Source organism: Promicromonospora aerolata (assembly GCF_042682255.1).
Lineage (GTDB): Bacteria > Actinomycetota > Actinomycetes > Actinomycetales > Cellulomonadaceae > Promicromonospora > Promicromonospora aerolata.
Genome location: NZ_JBHUHF010000001.1, coordinates 2,198,123 through 2,212,714, shown reverse-complemented (window position 1 = coordinate 2,212,714; position 14,592 = coordinate 2,198,123). Strand labels below are relative to the sequence as shown.

The following is a 14,592-nucleotide window of genomic DNA, read 5'->3' as shown; positions in this document are numbered from 1 at the left end:
AAGGGAGTGCTCATGCACCCGAATCAGAAGACCCGCGTGGCCGCTCGCGCCCCGCGTCGCATCGCCGCGGTGGCCGCAGGAGGCCTGACCCTTGCGATCGCGCTGGCCGCCTGCGGCCCGTCCATCACCAGCGGCGAGCCCGGCGACCCCGAAGCGGCGTCCGCCGACCGGCTCCAGGCGCCCGCGGAGGACTCGCCGCAGGGCGAGATCACCATCTGGGACCGCTCCGGCGACCTGTTCAACGTCTTCGATGCCGTGATCGACGACTTCAACGAGGTCTACCCGGACGTCGTCGTGCACCACGAGGCGGTCGACATCGACGCCAAGCTGCAGAACACCCTGATCACCGGCACCGACGTGCCCGACGGCGTCTTCCTCGACGACGCCAAGGTGGCCGGCTTCTCCGACTACCTGTGGGACCTGAGCGACGTCCTGGAGCCGTACACGGCGGACATCGCGCCGCAGAAGATCGACGTGAACTCGCTCGACGGCGCCATCCACGGCGTGCCGTTCGACCTGGATCCCGGACTCCTCTTCTACAACGAGAAGGCGCTCACCGAGGCCGGTGTCGACGCCACGCAGATCGAGACCTACGACGACCTCCTGGCGGCGGCCCGCGCCTACCAGGACGCGCGCCCTGGCTCGGCGCCGATCCACCTCGAGCAGAGCGCGTTCCTCGGCCAGCTCCAGCTGGAGATGTACGCGGGCCAGCTCGGCACCAGCATCGCCGACGAGAACGGCGAGCTGCGCCTCGACTCGGACGAGTACCGCCAGGTGCTCGGCTGGCTCGACACGGTGAACCAGGAGGGGCTCGGGACCCGCGCCGAGTACCTGTCGCCCAGCGACGTCGGCGCGCTCGAGTCCGGTGACCAGGTCTTCTACCCGTGGGCCATCTGGTTCAGCTTCGCCCCTGAGCAGCAGCTCACCGAGACCAGCGGTGACTGGCGCGCCATGCCGCTGCCCGCGTGGGAGGACGGCGGGGCCCGCTCCGGCGCCATGGGCGGATCGTCGTTCGTGCTCCCGAAGGACGGCGAGAACGCCGACCTCGCGTGGCTGTTCTACGAGTTCCTCATGTTCCACGAGGACGGCTACCGGGCGGTGTGGGGCGCGAACGACACCTACCCGAACGGCCTGGCCACGTCGATCCCGGCCTACGCGCCGGCAGCCGACCCGGCGGACCCGCTGTTCGGCCCGGTCGAAGGCCTGGGCGGGCAGGACCTGTGGACGACGGCGGTCGAGGCCGGCGAGGAGATCCCCGGCGGCGTACCCGCCCCGACGTGGTGGACCGGCGCCGTCGACTACCTCGGCACGAACGTCCAGCGGATGTACGACGGCGACCTGACACCCGACGAGGTCATCGAGCGGTCCACCGCCGACATCCAGACGAACCTCGTCGACCGCCAGTGAGCGTGCTCGTCGGTCCGCGCGCCGTCCACGACCAGAGCGGGGGCCGTGCCCTGCTGCGGCCCTGGCTGCCCCGCAAGGTGGCGCCCTACGTGTTCGTGCTGCCGTTCGTGGCCATGTTCGTGGCGTTCAGCGTCTACCCGATGCTGTTCACGCTCCGCCTGAGCTTCACCGACTGGCGCGGCTCGGGCGCGGCGCGGTGGGTCGGCTGGGACAACTACACCTATCTGCTCGGCAACGAGATGTTCTGGGGGTCGCTGGGCAACTCGGCGATGCTCTGGCTGATGATCGTGCCGATCCAGGTGGTGGTCGGGCTGCTGGTCGCGGTGCTGTTGAACAGCGCGAAGATTCGCATGCGGTCGTTCTACCGGATCGCGTTCCTCGTGCCGTTCGTGACGCCCCTGGTCGCCGTCGCGCAGATCTGGGTGGTGGTCTTCGACCAGAACTACGGGGCGGTCAACGGGCTGCTGAACCTTTTCGGCCTGCCCGACGTCGGCTGGCTCACCACGACCCAGTTCGCCAAACCGACCCTGGCCCTGCTGTTCCTGTGGAAGACCACCGGGTTCATCGTGATCATCCTGCTCTCGGGGCTGCAGTCGATCGACGCGAGCGTCTACGAGGCCGCGTCGATCGACGGTGCGTCCCGCGCGCGCCAGCTGCGGAGCATCACCGTCCCGCTGGTGCGGCGCACCCTGATGTTCTCCGTCGTGCTGCAGACGCTCGCCGTGTTCCAGATGTTCGCGGAGCCGTTCGTCGTGACCGACGGCGGGCCGTACAACTCGACGACAACAGCCGGGCTGCACCTGTACGAGCACATCACCCGAGGTGACCTGGGCACCGGGGCGGCGAACTCGTTCCTGCTCGTCATCGTGGTCATGGGGCTCTCGCTCGTGTTCGTCCGGCTCCTGCGGACGGAGGACTGAATGACCACCCGCATCGCACGTCCCGCACCGGTCCCCGGCCGCTCACGGGCCCTGCCCGCCACGATCGGCTCGCAGGCCTTCCTGCTCCTTCTCGCCCTCGCGTTCCTCGCACCGGTCGCCTGGGCACTGATCTCGGCGTTCAAGCCGGCCACACAGATCATCAGCGATCCCGTCGGCCTGGACCTGACGGCGCTCACCCTCGACAACTACCGGCGGATGTTCGCCGACGTGCCGATCGGCCAGGGGTTCCTCAACACCGCCGTGGTGCTGGTCGCCAAGGGCGCCATCACGCTGTTCTGCGCCCCGCTCGCCGCCTACGCGTTCGCCAAGTACCGGTTTCCCGGCCGTGACCTGCTCTTCGGCATGGTGCTGATCACGCTGATGCTGCCCACCATCGTGCTCATCATCCCGCTGCTCCTGGAGATGAAGGCGCTGGGCTGGGTGAACACCTATCAGGCGCTCGTGCTGCCGGGCGCCGTCGACGCCTTCGCCATCTTCTGGATGCGGCAGGTGATCGCCGACGTACCGGACGAGCTGCTGGACGCCGCCCGGGTCGACGGCGCGGGGGAGTTCGGCATCTTCACGAGGATCGTGCTGCCCGTGATCCGGCCGGCGCTGGCCGGCCTGGCGGTCCTGACCGTCATGAACATCTACAACGACTTCGTCTGGCCGGTGGTGGTGGCGAGCTCGGAACGGATGGCCACGCTGCAGGTGGTCCTGTCGACCCTGGCCCAGAACATCACCGGCAACCGGGTCGGGGCCGACTACGCGACGGTGACCGGCGAGCTGCTCGCGGCCGCGTCGATCGCCCTGATCCCGCTCCTGCTCGTCTTCGTCGCACTCCAGCGGCACTTCATCAACGGCATCCTCGCCGGAAGCGTCAAGGGCTGACGCCCGCACTCCCGAAAGGCTCACACATGAACTCGGCCCTCGAACGCCCCGCTCACCCCCGCCCCGAGTACCCCCGCCCCGACCTCGACCGGTCCGACCGCTGGGTCAGTCTGGAGGGCACCTGGGACCTGGACGTGCCCGGCGGCACCGTGCCGGTCATCGTCCCGTTCGCCTGGGAGACCGCCGCGTCCGGCGTCGGCCGTACCTGGCTGGAGCACGCCACGTACCGCCGGCGGATCACGGTCCCTGCCGAGTGGGCGTCGGCGCGTCCCGTGCTCTGCTTCGGTGCGGTGCACCACCGCGCCGTCGTGCGGGTCGACGGCGTGGCCGTGGCCGAGCACGTCGGGGGCTACACCGCCTTCGAGGTGGACCTCGACGGCGTGCTGGCGCCCGGTGCGACGGCCACGCTGGAGGTCGAGGTGGAAGCGCCCGCCGACAAGCGGTCCATCCCGCACGGCAAGCAGCGCTCGATCCCGCGCGACGACTACGACGGCGTCTCCTTCACTCCCACGTCGGGCATCTGGCAGCCGGTCTGGCTCGAGGCGCGCGGTCGCACCTACGCGTCGCGCGTCGCGCTGCGGGGGGACTCCCTGACCGGCTTCGACGTGGCGGTCGACCTCGCGGGCGACGCACCGGCGGGTTCGGCGGTGACCGTCGAGGTCACCTCGGGTTCGGACGCGCAGGAGCGGATCGAGCTCGTCGCCGACGGCGCCGGCTCGGCCGTCGGCCGCGTCGAGATCGCGCACCCGCGGTCGTGGAGCCCGGCCGACCCGCACCTGTACGTTCTGGTGGTGACCTGCTGGTCGGCCGACGTCGGAGCGAGCGACGGTCTGGCGGACCGCGTGGCTGTCACCGGTGGGCTGCGCCGGCTCGACCGGCGTGGCGGGCACCTGTACCTGAACGACGAGCGCATCTACGTGCGCGGCGTGCTGGACCAGGGCTACTGGCCCGAGAGCGGCCTCACGGCCCCCGACGTCGACAGCCTCCTCGCCGACCTGCGGCACGCGCGGGACCTCGGCTACAACCTGGTCCGCAAGCACCTCAAGCTGGAGGACCCGCGCTGGCTGCATCACGCTGACCGCACGGGCATGCTCGTCTGGGCCGAACCTCCGGCCCCCAGCCGGTTCAGCGAAGAGGCGGCCGCGGCGTTCGAGGCGCAGATCGGCCCCATGGTCGAGCGGGACGGGAACCACCCGAGCATCGTGGTGTGGGGCCTGTACAACGAGGAGTGGGGTCTGGACTGGGACATCCCCGGCAGTCCCGAACGCGCGGCGGCGGCGGAACGCGCCTACGACGCGCTCCGCGCCCTGGACGCCTCGCGCCCGATCGTCGAGAACTCTGGCTGGGCGCACGTCCGGACGGACCTGGTCGACTGGCACTACTACGACGAGGACCCGGCCGCGTGGGCAGCCAACGTCGCGAGCCTTGCCGACGGCACCAGCGAGGACTTCCCGGTCAAGCTCGCCCCGGACTTCGTGGCCAAGAAGTCGCTGTACGGCTCGGCGGACCACCCGCGCACCGGCATCCCGGTCCTGAACAGCGAGTACGGAGCGGGTTTCACCAGCCTCGAGCGCGCCTGGCACCTGCGCTGGCAGACGCAGGAACTGCGCAGGCACGACCGGTTCGCGGGGTACGTCTACACGGAGCTGGCCGACGTCGAGCACGAGATGGCCGGGCTGTTGGACGCGGACCGCCGCCCCAAGGACCGCGGCGGCCTCGACCCGGCCGACGTGAACACCGAGACGGTTCTCGTCGTCGACCTGGTCCCTGCCGCTGCAGGGGCGGACATCGCCGTCCCGGAGGCCGACCTCGCCCTCGACGTGCACGTGTCGCACCACGGTCCAGGCGTGGTGAGCGGGTACGTCCGTGCCGCCTGGGTGCCCGCGGGTGCGCCCTTCGCGGCGAGCGGCGACCCCCACGAGGCCGCGTCGGAGCGCGTCGAGGCCAAGCCGTTCGAGCTCAGCCCCCCCGTCCGCGTCACGGTGCCGGGGCCGGGGCCGGTACCGTCCGCCCGGCTCCATCTCTGGCTCACGGACGACGACGGTGTGGTCCGGGCACGCACGTTCGTCGACGCAGCGCCCATCGAGGAGCCCAACCGCCGCGGCCCGCGCTGGGCGTGAGTTCGCCCAGCGCTGGGCGTGAGGACGCCCCTACCAGGGCAGCTCCCCGTTCTCGTCCTGGTACGTCCCGGTCGGGCCGTCTGCGTCGAGTGTGGCCAGCCGCACGACGACGCGGGCGCTCTCCTCGGTCGTTCTGCCGATCCCGAAGGCCGCCGTCATGTCGGTGGCGGTGGTGCCGGGCTCCAGCGCGTTGAACTTGATGCCCGGCTGGGTCTTGGCGTACTGGATCGTGAGCATGGTGGCCGCCGCCTTGGACGCGGAGTAGAGCGGGATCGGCAGGTGGTACTCGGGCCGTTCGGGGTTGGTCACCGCCCAGAACGACCCGGCGCTGCTCGAGACGGTCACGACGTTGGGGTTCGAGGACTCGCGCAGCAGGGGGAGCGCGGCCTCCGTGACCCGCACGATGCCCACGGCGTTGGTGTCGAAGGCGCGCAGGGCAGAGGGCCCGTCCAGGGCGTCGTTCGCCAGGATGCCCGCGTTGTGCACGAGCACGTCGAGCCGCCCCTCGTCCGACCGGATCGTGGCCAGTGCGCGGTGCACGGAGGCGTCGTCGGTCACGTCGAGCTGGACGAACCGTGCCCCGAGCTCGGCCGCGGCTTTCTCGCCCCGCTCGCTGTCCCGCGCGCCGACGTAGACGACGTAGCCCAGCGCCAGCAGCTGCTTGGCCGTCTCGTGGCCGATGCCCTTGTTGGCCCCGGTGATCAGTGCGATCGTCATGAGTCTCCTTCGCGAAATATGTGGCCCGAGCAGGTCGTTGCAGACGCTATGCGCGGCAAAATTCTCGGACCAGAGCCCTCTCGAGCCCGGGGTGTGGCAGAGCCCCCTCTGTCCACCTCGCCGAGCAGCGGGCTCGTCGCATGAGCGGGTCGACGAATGCCCTCGGCGCCTACCTGCGTGCCCGGCGCGAGCTGGTGACGCCGCAGCAGGCGGGCATCCCGCAGGTCGGGGTGCGGCGCGTGCCGGGGCTGCGGCGTGAAGAGGTCGCCATGCTCGCCGGTATCAGTGCCGACTACTACCTCCGGCTGGAACGGGGGCGCGACCGCAACCCGTCCGGCCAGGTGCTCGAGTCGCTCGCCCGCGTGCTCCAGCTCGACGACGACCACGTGGCCCATCTGCAGTCGCTGGTCGCGGAGGCGCCTCGGCAGCGCAGACGCCGGCCGGCCACCCAGGCACCGCCGTCCGGGGCGCTCAAGCTCCTGGACTCCCTCGTCCAGCCGGCGTTCATCGAGGGGCCCTACTTCGACATCCTCGCGTCGAACCGGCTGGCCAGAGCACTCTCCCCGGGCCTGGTCGCCGGCGGCAACCAGCTGCGGGACCTGTTCCTCGACGAGGACGAGCAGGCCCTCCACCCGGACTGGAAGAACGTCACCGAGTGCTTCGTGGCGAACCTGCGGCAGGCCGTGGGCAACGACGTCGACGATCCTCGGTTCGTCGAGCTGACCGAAGAGCTGTCGCTGGCCAGCCCCCGGTTCCGCCAGCTCTGGGCACGTCACGAGGTACGGGGGCAGCGGGGCACGCCGCTCCGGCTCGACCACCCGCAGGTCGGGGAGCTCACCCTCAACCGGGAACGCCTGGAGATCAGCGGTGCCGAGGGGCTGATGCTCGTCGTGTACCACCCCGACGCCGGGTCCAGCGACGCCGACAAGCTCGCTCTCCTGGCCTCGGCCGACCTGCCCACCTCGGACCGGACCGCCGCCTGACCAGCGCGGGGCTCCCTGACCGAGGCGGGCGGGTGCTGCCGCAAGAACTGATGTCCCCGCAGCGCACTCCCAGGGGCGATACTGGGTAAGTGACTACGTCCAGCGAGACCCCTGCAGTGGCAGGAGCAGAGATCCCGGTAGAGCTACTCTTCCGGGTCCCCTACGGCAAGGTCCTGCACGGCAGGGACTGCCAGCACCTGTCCGAGGATCGACTGGCCGCCCTGCAGCCCGCGACCGAGCTCGACAGGCAGAAGTTCAAGGTGTGCAAGACGTGCCTCGTCGCTCTCGCCGGCGCCGGGCCCGACGATTTCGACAGCTTCGAGGCCGCGCTCGAGGCACTACCGATCCCGATGGCGCACCGGCCGGCCATGCGTGAGATCGCCGAAGGGCTCGACAAGGCGCGCATCTGGATCCCGTCGTCCCGCTCGTACGTGGCGGTGTCGCCCGGTGCGGGACACGACGCGTCCGCCTTCTTCAACAAGGGCTTCGTCGACGTCCAGCAGGACGGCGGCGGGTACAAGCGGGTCCTGATGGCCGGGTTCTCCGGTACGCAGACCAACACCTTCGCGCACGCGCCCGACGCCGCCCCGGCGAGCTGCCCGAGCTGCTACATGCAGCTGCCCGCCACCGGGCGGTGCGACGCCTGCGACTGACCGTCGCGCACGATGTCCTGACCGAGCCGGTGGGCCCGCACAGAATTCTGTGGGGCCCACCGGCTCGTTCATGCCACGGCCGCTGCGGTGTCGGCGGTCACCAGGTCGGCGTTGATGTGGGCGCCGGCCATCGCCCCGGCCGCCGCAGAGGCTCCGACCTGGGCTGACGCGTCGGTCGCATTCCCGGCCACCCAGACGCCCGGCACCTCGGTGGTCCCGGCCATCCCGGTCACGACGTGGCGGCCCATGCCATGCGGCAGGTCCTGCAGCGGCAGCCCGAGGCCCTCCAGGCCCTCGACCCGCGGCAGCATCGTGGTGGCCACCGTGAGCACCCGCCGGGCCACGAGCCGGCCGTCCGTGAGCTGTACGCCCGCGATGCCGCCGTCGTCGGCCGCCACCACCCGGTCGACGGGGGTGTCGACGACGCGGATGCCGCGTGCCGCGAAGCGGGCCCGGGTGTCCTCGTCGAGGACGGTGTCGCGGACGAAGTAGACCAGGTCGTCCGTCAGCTGGCGGAACAGCAGCGTCTGGTGGACGGAGGCCGGGCCCGTGGCGAGCACGCCGATCGGTTCGTCGCGCACCTCCCAGCCGTGGCAGTACGGGCAGTGCACCACGCCGTGCCCCCAGTGCTCGGCCAGCCCGGGCACGTCCGGCAGCACGTCACGCAGACCGGTGGCGACCAGGAGCCGGCGCGCGTGGAGCGTGGCGCCGTCGGCCAGGGTGACGGTGAAGCGCGGGTCGCCGTCGGCGGACGGGTCGGCTGCGGCGGCCTTGACGACCTCGCCGCTCCGGACGGTGCCGCCGTAGCGGTGGACCTCGGCCCGGCCACGCTCCAGGAGCTCCGCCGGGGGAGTGCCGTCCAGGCCGAGCAGCCCGTGCACGCCCTCGGCGGGTGCGTTGCGCGGGGTGCCGCTGTCGATCACGGTCACCGAGCGACGGGACCGGGCCAGCATGAGGGCGCCGTTCAGCCCGGCGGCGCCACCGCCGATCACCACCGCGTCGATCGGCTCGGCCGACAGCTCGCCGGTGGTGTGTTCGGGTGCGGGGCTCGTGGCAGGCATGGTGTCGTTCCCTTCCGTGGCGGCCCCAGGGGTTGAGGGCCGGACACGGACCACGCTAGCCGCGTATTGCGGCTGAGACATAGGATATTGCCTATGACGCAAGAAGATGGCGAGCTGGACAGCCTCGTACGCAAACGGATCCGCGCCCTGCGGGTGGCGCAGGGCTGGTCGCTGGAGGAGCTGGCCGGCCGCGCCAAGGTCAGCCAGTCCACGCTGAGCCGCATCGAGAACGGGCAGCGCCGGCTGGCGCTGGATCAGCTCGTGGTACTGGCCCGGGCCCTGGACACGTCCCTGGACCAGCTCGTGGAGACCGCGACGGACGACGTCATCAGCAGCCCGACGATCGACCGCGCGAGCGGAGCCATGCGCTGGCCCGTCCAGGCCGACCCCGGCATGTCGGTGGTGCGGCAGCGCATGACCAGCCCGGCGCCGGACAGTCCTTCGAGCCTGCGAGCGCACCCCGGCCGCGAATGGCTGGTCGTCATCTCCGGCACCGCGACCCTGCTCCTGGGCAACCGGCGCTTCCGGGTCGAGACCAACCAGGCGGCGGAGTTCCCCACGATGCTGCCGCACGCGATCGGCGCCGAGGGCGGCCCGTGCGAGATCATCGGCATCTTCGACCGCGACGCCCGCCGCGGCCACCAGCGCCGCCAGGACGTGGAAAAAGCCGGTAGCTCGACCTGAGCCGGTTGTTACGCTCCCGCGCGTGATCCGGACCGAGCTCGACGGCATGCCCGTACGCCTCCGCGCAGCGCACGACCACAGAGTCCGATATCCGCTTTCCGCACCCGCCGCGCCCGGGCGAAGATCAGGCAGTGACATCCTCTCCACGCTCCGGCGCCCTCGGTTTCTGGTCGGAGCTGCCCCGTGACGGCCGCTGGCTCCTGTCCACCGTGGTGGTGCAGTTCTTCGGCCGCGGTCTGACGCTGCCGTTCACGATCATCTACCTGCACGAGGTGCGCGGGTTCTCCCTCGGGCTCTCCGGGACGCTCATGGGGCTCATCGCCGTGGTCGGCCTGCTCGTGACCGGCCCGGCGGGTGCGCTCGTCGACCGGTACGGCGCCCGGCGGATCATGCTCACCGGCCTCTTCTTCGCCGTCGCGGGCTACACGGTGCTCGCGTTCGCGACCGTCCCCGCGGTGGCGGCGGTCGGGCTGGCCCTGTTCGGCGTGCAGCTCGGCGTCGGGTGGCCGTCGGTCAACGCGATCGTCGCCACCGTCGTCGAGGGCGACCTGCGGCAGCGGTACTACGGCGTCAACTTCGCGCTGCTCAACCTGGGTGTCGGTGTGGGCGGCGTGGTGGGCGGTCTGGTCGTCGACGTCGAGCGGCCGGGCACCTTCGTCATGGCGTTCCTGGTCAACGCGGCGACCTTCGTGGTGCCGGTCTTCGTGCTCATGGGACCGCTGCGGCACCTGCACGGGCGGGTCGACCGGCCCGCCGACGACGGCGCGGCGGTGGGCTACCTCGCCATCCTGCGGCGTCCCGAGGTGCTCTGGCTCTCCGCGCTCGGGCTGCTCGCGGCCTTCGTGGGGTACGGACAGATGGAGGGCGGGTTCCCCGCCTTCGCCCGCCTGGTGGCCGAGGTCTCGACCCGTACGATCGGCTTCGCGTTCGTGGTCAACACGGTGGTGATCGTGGCGCTGCAGTTCTGGGTGATGAACCGGGTCCGCGGACGCCGCCGCACCCGGGCGCTCGCGCTGATGGCCGTGGTGTGGGTGGTGGCGTGGCTCCTGCTGGGTATCGCCGGCCTGGTGCCCGGCGGCACGGCGGCCGTCGTGATCGTCCTGGTGTTCCACGGCTTCTTCGGGCTGGGGGAGACGCTGATGCAGTCGACGCTGCCCGCCCTGACGAACGAGATGGCGCCCGCGCACCTGCGCGGCCGGTACAACGCCATCGGCTCCGGTGCCTTCCAGGGCGGCACCATCGCAGGGCCGGTGGTCGCGGGCCTGCTGCTGGAACGCGGCTGGGCCGGCGGCTTCATCGGCGTGATGGTGGCCGGCTGCCTCGGGATCGTCGCCGTCGCGTTCGCCCTCGGACGGCGCGTGACGCCCGTGGTCGACGGCGTGGGGCGAGCCGTCGCGGAGTCGCGGACGCCCTGAGCCGCGGCCCCGAGTCGGCATAGGGTCAGGGCGATGAGTGGGACGGACAGCCGGCGAGCGGTGCCACAGCAGGTGCCACGGCAGGTGCCACGACAGGTGGTGCGGCAGATGGTGCGGGACCGGCTGTCCGACGTGGTGCTGATCGCCCTGGCCGCCACGCTGTGGCTGGTCACGGTGATGCTCCGGGCGGGCGAGCCGGGGGCCGTGCCCGTCTGGGTCCTGTGTGTGGACTGGGTCCCCGGGCTGCTGGGCTGCGTCGCGCTGTGGTGGCGACGCCGGTTCCCCGTGGCGCTCGGCGTCGTGCTGGCCGTGTCGAGCTCGTTCTCCGAGTCGATCGCCGGGGCGGCGATCGCCGCGCTGTTCACGGTGGCCGTGCACCGCCCGGTCCGGGCCACGGCGGCGGTGTGCGCGCTCAGCCTGACGGCGCTCGCCGCGTACCAGCTGCAGTGGCCCGAGCCGACGGCCCCGCCGGTCACGGTGTTCGCCATCATGGTCCTGGGGCACATCGCCACCGTGGCGTGGGGGCTGTCCGTGCGCCACCGCCGGGCGCTGATCGACTCCCTGCGGGAACGGGCGGTGGCCGCCGAGGTCGAGGCGCGGCTGCGGTCCGAACGCTCCGAGCACGAGGCCCGCGAGGTCCTCGCACGGGAGATGCACGACGTGCTGGGGCACCGGCTCTCGCTGCTCAGCGTGCACGCGGGTGCGCTGGCCTACTCCCGGGGCGCCCCCGCCGACGACGTGGCGCGCGCGGCCGAGGTGGTCCGCGAGAATGCGCACCGTGCCCTGCAGGACCTGCGCGAGGTGATCGGGGTGCTCCGGGCCCCGGTGGGAGAGTTGCCCCTGCCCGCCGTCGAGGACGTCCTCGAGCTGGTCGACGAGGCGCGCCAGGCCGGGACGCCGGTCGAGCTGCGGGACGAGGCCGGTGTGACGGACAGCGACCGGAGCTTCCCGGAGACGCAGGGCCGCACCCTGTATCGCCTGGTGCAGGAGGGGCTGACCAACGCGCGCAAGCACGCGCCGGGAGCGCCGGTCGTCGTGCGGATCCTGGGCCAGGCCGGCGAGGACGTGACCGCGGAGGTGGTCAACGCGCCGGCGCCCCGTCCGCCGTCGGTCCCGCACGGTTCCGGGACGGGACTGAGCGGGCTGAGCGAGCGGGCGCGCCTCGTGGCAGGGCAGCTCGAGTACGGCCCGACCGACTCGGGCGGCTGGCGGGTACGGCTGCGCCTACCCTGGCCGTCGTGATGCATCCAGTGCCTGCCGACGACGTGCCTGCCGACGACGTGCCCGCCGCCCGGCAGACCATCGACGTGCTGCTCGCCGACGACGACCCGGTCGTCCGGTTCGGGCTCACGATGATGCTGAGCGGTGCCCCCGACCTGCGCGTGGTGGCCGAGGCGAGCAACGGCGCGGAAGCGGTGGAGCTGGCCCGGCGCCACCGCCCGGACGTCGTGCTGATGGACATCCGGATGCCCGGCACCGACGGGCTCACCGCGACCGAGATGCTGCGGAGCCGGTCACCCGCCCCGCAGGTCATGATGCTCACCACCTTCGACGCCGACGCCCACGTCCTGCGCGCCCTCCGGGCCGGTGCGGCGGGGTATCTCCTCAAGGACACTCCGCCGGACGAGCTCGTCGTCGCGATCCGGCACGCGGCCAAGGGGCGGCCGGTGCTCTCGCCGGAGGTCACCCGACGGCTCATCGCCCGGGTCGCGGAATCGGGGCAGGACACCCGCGGCGCGGCGGCCCGTCGCCGCCTCGACGTGCTCAGCGAGCGGGAACGCGTGATCGCGGTGGAGATCGGGGCCGGGCGCTCCAACGCCGAGATCGCGGCGCGCCAACATCTCGGCCTGACCACGGTCAAGTCCCATGCGTCGGCGATCCTCGCCAAGCTCGACCTCAACAACCGGGTGCAGGTGGCCCTGCTCGTGCACGACGCAGGGCTCGACCAGCCGAATCGACCCGAATAAGCAGCTCTCGGGGACAGGTTCATCCTTTGGTGGGGAGAGTCCGACCCGTCGGCCGAGGCGCGCGCCCGGGTGACCTGCCTAGCGTCGGTCCCATGCCACGAACAACCCGTCAGACCGCTGTCCCGCCCCCCGCCCGGAGGATCGTCGTGGTGCTGGTCGCCGCGACGCTGGCGCTGAGCGGATGCGCCGGCGACTCGAGCACGTCGAGCACGGCGATGGCTGCCTCGCAGGCCGGCGGCCAGAGTGCCCCGGCCGTCTCTGCGCTCACCCCCGACCCGATCGAGTGGGAGGAGTGCGGCGAAGGCCTGGACTGCGCCACCGTCGAGGTGCCGCTGGAGTACTCCGACCCCGACGGCGAGCAGATCCCGCTCGCCGTGACCCGGCACCGCGCGACCGACCCGGACCGGCGCATCGGCAGCCTGTTCATCAACCCGGGCGGTCCGGGCGTGCCGGCCACCGAGACCGTCGCGGCCATCGACCCCGACAGCGCGGCCAGCCTGGTCTCGCCCGACGTCGTGGAGCGCTTCGACGTCGTCGGTATGGACCCGCGCGGCGTCGGTGAGTCGGGCGCCGTCCGCTGCCTGACCGACGAGCAGCGTGCCGACCAGGCCGTCGAGGACCGCGACCCGACCGTCCCGGGCGGCAAGCGGTTCGGCAGGCTCCTCGCCGACGCCCGCACCTTCACGGACGGCTGCCTGGACCACCAGAGTCCTGAGTTCCTGGCCAGCCTGTCGACCGACAACGTCGTCCGCGACCTCGACCAGGTCCGCGCCGCGCTCGGGGAGGACCAGATCACCTTCTACGGCGCCTCCTACGGCACGGTGGTCGGTGCGATGTACGCCACGCTGTTTCCCGAGCGGGTGCGGCAGATGGTGATCGACGCCCCCGTCGACACCAGTCTGTGGCTGAACGACCCGCTCCGGCTCCTGGACGAGGTCGCCGTGTCCAACGAGGAGACGCTCGACGCGTGGTTCGAGAGGTGCCGGGCCGAGGGCGCGGACGTGTGCCCGTTCGGCGACGGCGATCCCGAGGCCGCGCTCGACGTCCTGATCGCCGAGCTGGAGGCCGAGCCGCTGGATGTTCCGCCGACCGAGGGCGTCACGCCGGGTGGCACGCTCGACGGTGCCATGGCACTCGAGAGCGTGCGCCTCGCGGCGGGCCACCGCAGCCTCTGGCCGCTGCTCACCGCTGGCCTGACCGCCGCACAGCAGGGCGACGGCACGCCGCTCCACTTCCTGCTCGCCCAGGCCACGGTCGCGCCGTTCGGGGCTCCGTTCGCGACGCTCCAGGAACCGCACACCGCCGTCCGCTGCGCCGACTGGCCGGCGCTGGACAAGCTGTCCGAGCATCACGCCGCGGCGAAGCGGATCACCGCGCGCGACGACCGCCTGGGCAGCCGGGCCGCCTACAGCGCGCTGAACTGCGCGCTGTGGCCGGTCGAGAACGAGGACCGGTTCACCGGCGAGCTCACCGGTGCGGGCGCCCCGCCGATCCTGGTGGTCGGCGGCCGCCTGGACAACGTCTCCCCGTACCACTGGGCCCGGGCCATGACCGAGCGACTGGAGGGCGCCGTGCTGCTCACCCGCGAGGGCGTGGCCCACACCTCGTACCGCACCAGCGGCCCGTGCATCGACGACGCGGTGGACGCCGCGCTGATCGACGGGGTCCTTCCCGCCGCCGGCACCGTCTGCGACGTTCCCCCGGCCACCACCCGGCCGCCGGCCGCGCCGGCGGGTGCGGGCGAGTAACAGCCAACGGGCCGTGTTGCTGGGAG

At 72.1% G+C, this 14,592-nt stretch carries 13 protein-coding genes; 11 read left to right on the top strand and 2 right to left on the bottom strand.

The genetic code is table 11. The annotated features are described in order from the left end of the window. The first annotated feature begins 12 nt into the window (after positions 1-12). The 4 genes from ACFSL2_RS09990 to ACFSL2_RS09975 are packed head-to-tail and all read left to right on the top strand — an operon-like array spanning position 13 to position 5,338. The gene (locus ACFSL2_RS09990) at positions 13-1,407 is read left to right on the top strand and encodes an ABC transporter substrate-binding protein (RefSeq protein ID WP_377197712.1); all 1,395 of its coding nucleotides are present in this window, start codon (positions 13-15) and stop codon (positions 1,405-1,407) included. Then, the gene (locus ACFSL2_RS09985; protein WP_377197711.1) at positions 1,404-2,327 is read left to right on the top strand and encodes a carbohydrate ABC transporter permease; all 924 of its coding nucleotides are present in this window, start codon (positions 1,404-1,406) and stop codon (positions 2,325-2,327) included. Before ACFSL2_RS09990 ends, ACFSL2_RS09985 begins: the two co-directional genes overlap by 4 nt. Further along, a complete protein-coding gene (locus ACFSL2_RS09980) occupies positions 2,328-3,218 on the top strand; it encodes a carbohydrate ABC transporter permease (RefSeq protein ID WP_377197710.1) in 891 nt (296 codons plus the stop codon). A 26-nt stretch (positions 3,219-3,244) separates the two neighbouring features. Continuing rightward, positions 3,245-5,338, top strand: a complete 2,094-nt coding sequence (locus ACFSL2_RS09975; RefSeq protein WP_377197709.1) for a glycoside hydrolase family 2 protein — start codon at positions 3,245-3,247, stop codon at positions 5,336-5,338. A 30-nt stretch (positions 5,339-5,368) separates the two neighbouring features. Here ACFSL2_RS09975 and ACFSL2_RS09970 read toward each other — a convergent pair whose 3' ends face one another. Next, positions 5,369-6,055, bottom strand: a complete 687-nt coding sequence (locus ACFSL2_RS09970) for an SDR family NAD(P)-dependent oxidoreductase (protein ID WP_377197708.1) — start codon at positions 6,053-6,055, stop codon at positions 5,369-5,371. 140 nt (positions 6,056-6,195) lie between these two features. Here ACFSL2_RS09970 and ACFSL2_RS09965 point away from each other — a divergent pair, with 140 nt between their 5' ends. Both ACFSL2_RS09965 and ACFSL2_RS09960 read left to right on the top strand, forming a co-directional pair. Then, positions 6,196-7,038 (top strand): helix-turn-helix transcriptional regulator, encoded by an 843-nt coding sequence (locus ACFSL2_RS09965; protein WP_377197707.1) that lies wholly within the window; start codon positions 6,196-6,198, stop codon positions 7,036-7,038. Between the two features lie 89 nt (positions 7,039-7,127). Continuing rightward, positions 7,128-7,691, top strand: coding sequence for a hypothetical protein (locus ACFSL2_RS09960; protein WP_377197706.1), 564 nt, complete (start codon positions 7,128-7,130; stop codon positions 7,689-7,691). 68 nt (positions 7,692-7,759) lie between these two features. On the opposite strand, the gene ACFSL2_RS09955 is transcribed toward ACFSL2_RS09960, so the two are convergent. Continuing rightward, complete coding sequence (locus tag ACFSL2_RS09955; protein ID WP_377197705.1) at positions 7,760-8,752, bottom strand: NAD(P)/FAD-dependent oxidoreductase; 993 nt, start codon at positions 8,750-8,752, stop codon at positions 7,760-7,762. Positions 8,753-8,845: 93 nt separating this feature from the next. On the opposite strand from ACFSL2_RS09955, the gene ACFSL2_RS09950 reads away from it, so the two are divergent. The 5 genes from ACFSL2_RS09950 (at position 8,846) to ACFSL2_RS09930 (ending at position 14,566) form a co-directional block, all read left to right on the top strand. Then, positions 8,846-9,436 (top strand): helix-turn-helix domain-containing protein, encoded by a 591-nt coding sequence (locus ACFSL2_RS09950; RefSeq protein ID WP_377197704.1) that lies wholly within the window; start codon positions 8,846-8,848, stop codon positions 9,434-9,436. A 131-nt stretch (positions 9,437-9,567) separates the two neighbouring features. Next, positions 9,568-10,851 (top strand): MFS transporter, encoded by a 1,284-nt coding sequence (locus ACFSL2_RS09945; protein ID WP_377197703.1) that lies wholly within the window; start codon positions 9,568-9,570, stop codon positions 10,849-10,851. Positions 10,852-10,884: 33 nt separating this feature from the next. After that, positions 10,885-12,093, top strand: a complete 1,209-nt coding sequence (locus ACFSL2_RS09940; RefSeq protein ID WP_377197702.1) for a sensor histidine kinase — start codon at positions 10,885-10,887, stop codon at positions 12,091-12,093. Beyond that, a complete protein-coding gene (locus ACFSL2_RS09935) occupies positions 12,093-12,818 on the top strand; it encodes a response regulator transcription factor (RefSeq protein WP_377200797.1) in 726 nt (241 codons plus the stop codon). Before ACFSL2_RS09940 ends, ACFSL2_RS09935 begins: the two co-directional genes overlap by 1 nt. Positions 12,819-12,910: 92 nt before the next feature. Continuing rightward, the gene (locus ACFSL2_RS09930) at positions 12,911-14,566 is read left to right on the top strand and encodes an alpha/beta hydrolase (RefSeq protein WP_377197701.1); all 1,656 of its coding nucleotides are present in this window, start codon (positions 12,911-12,913) and stop codon (positions 14,564-14,566) included. Positions 14,567-14,592 lie beyond the last annotated feature (26 nt).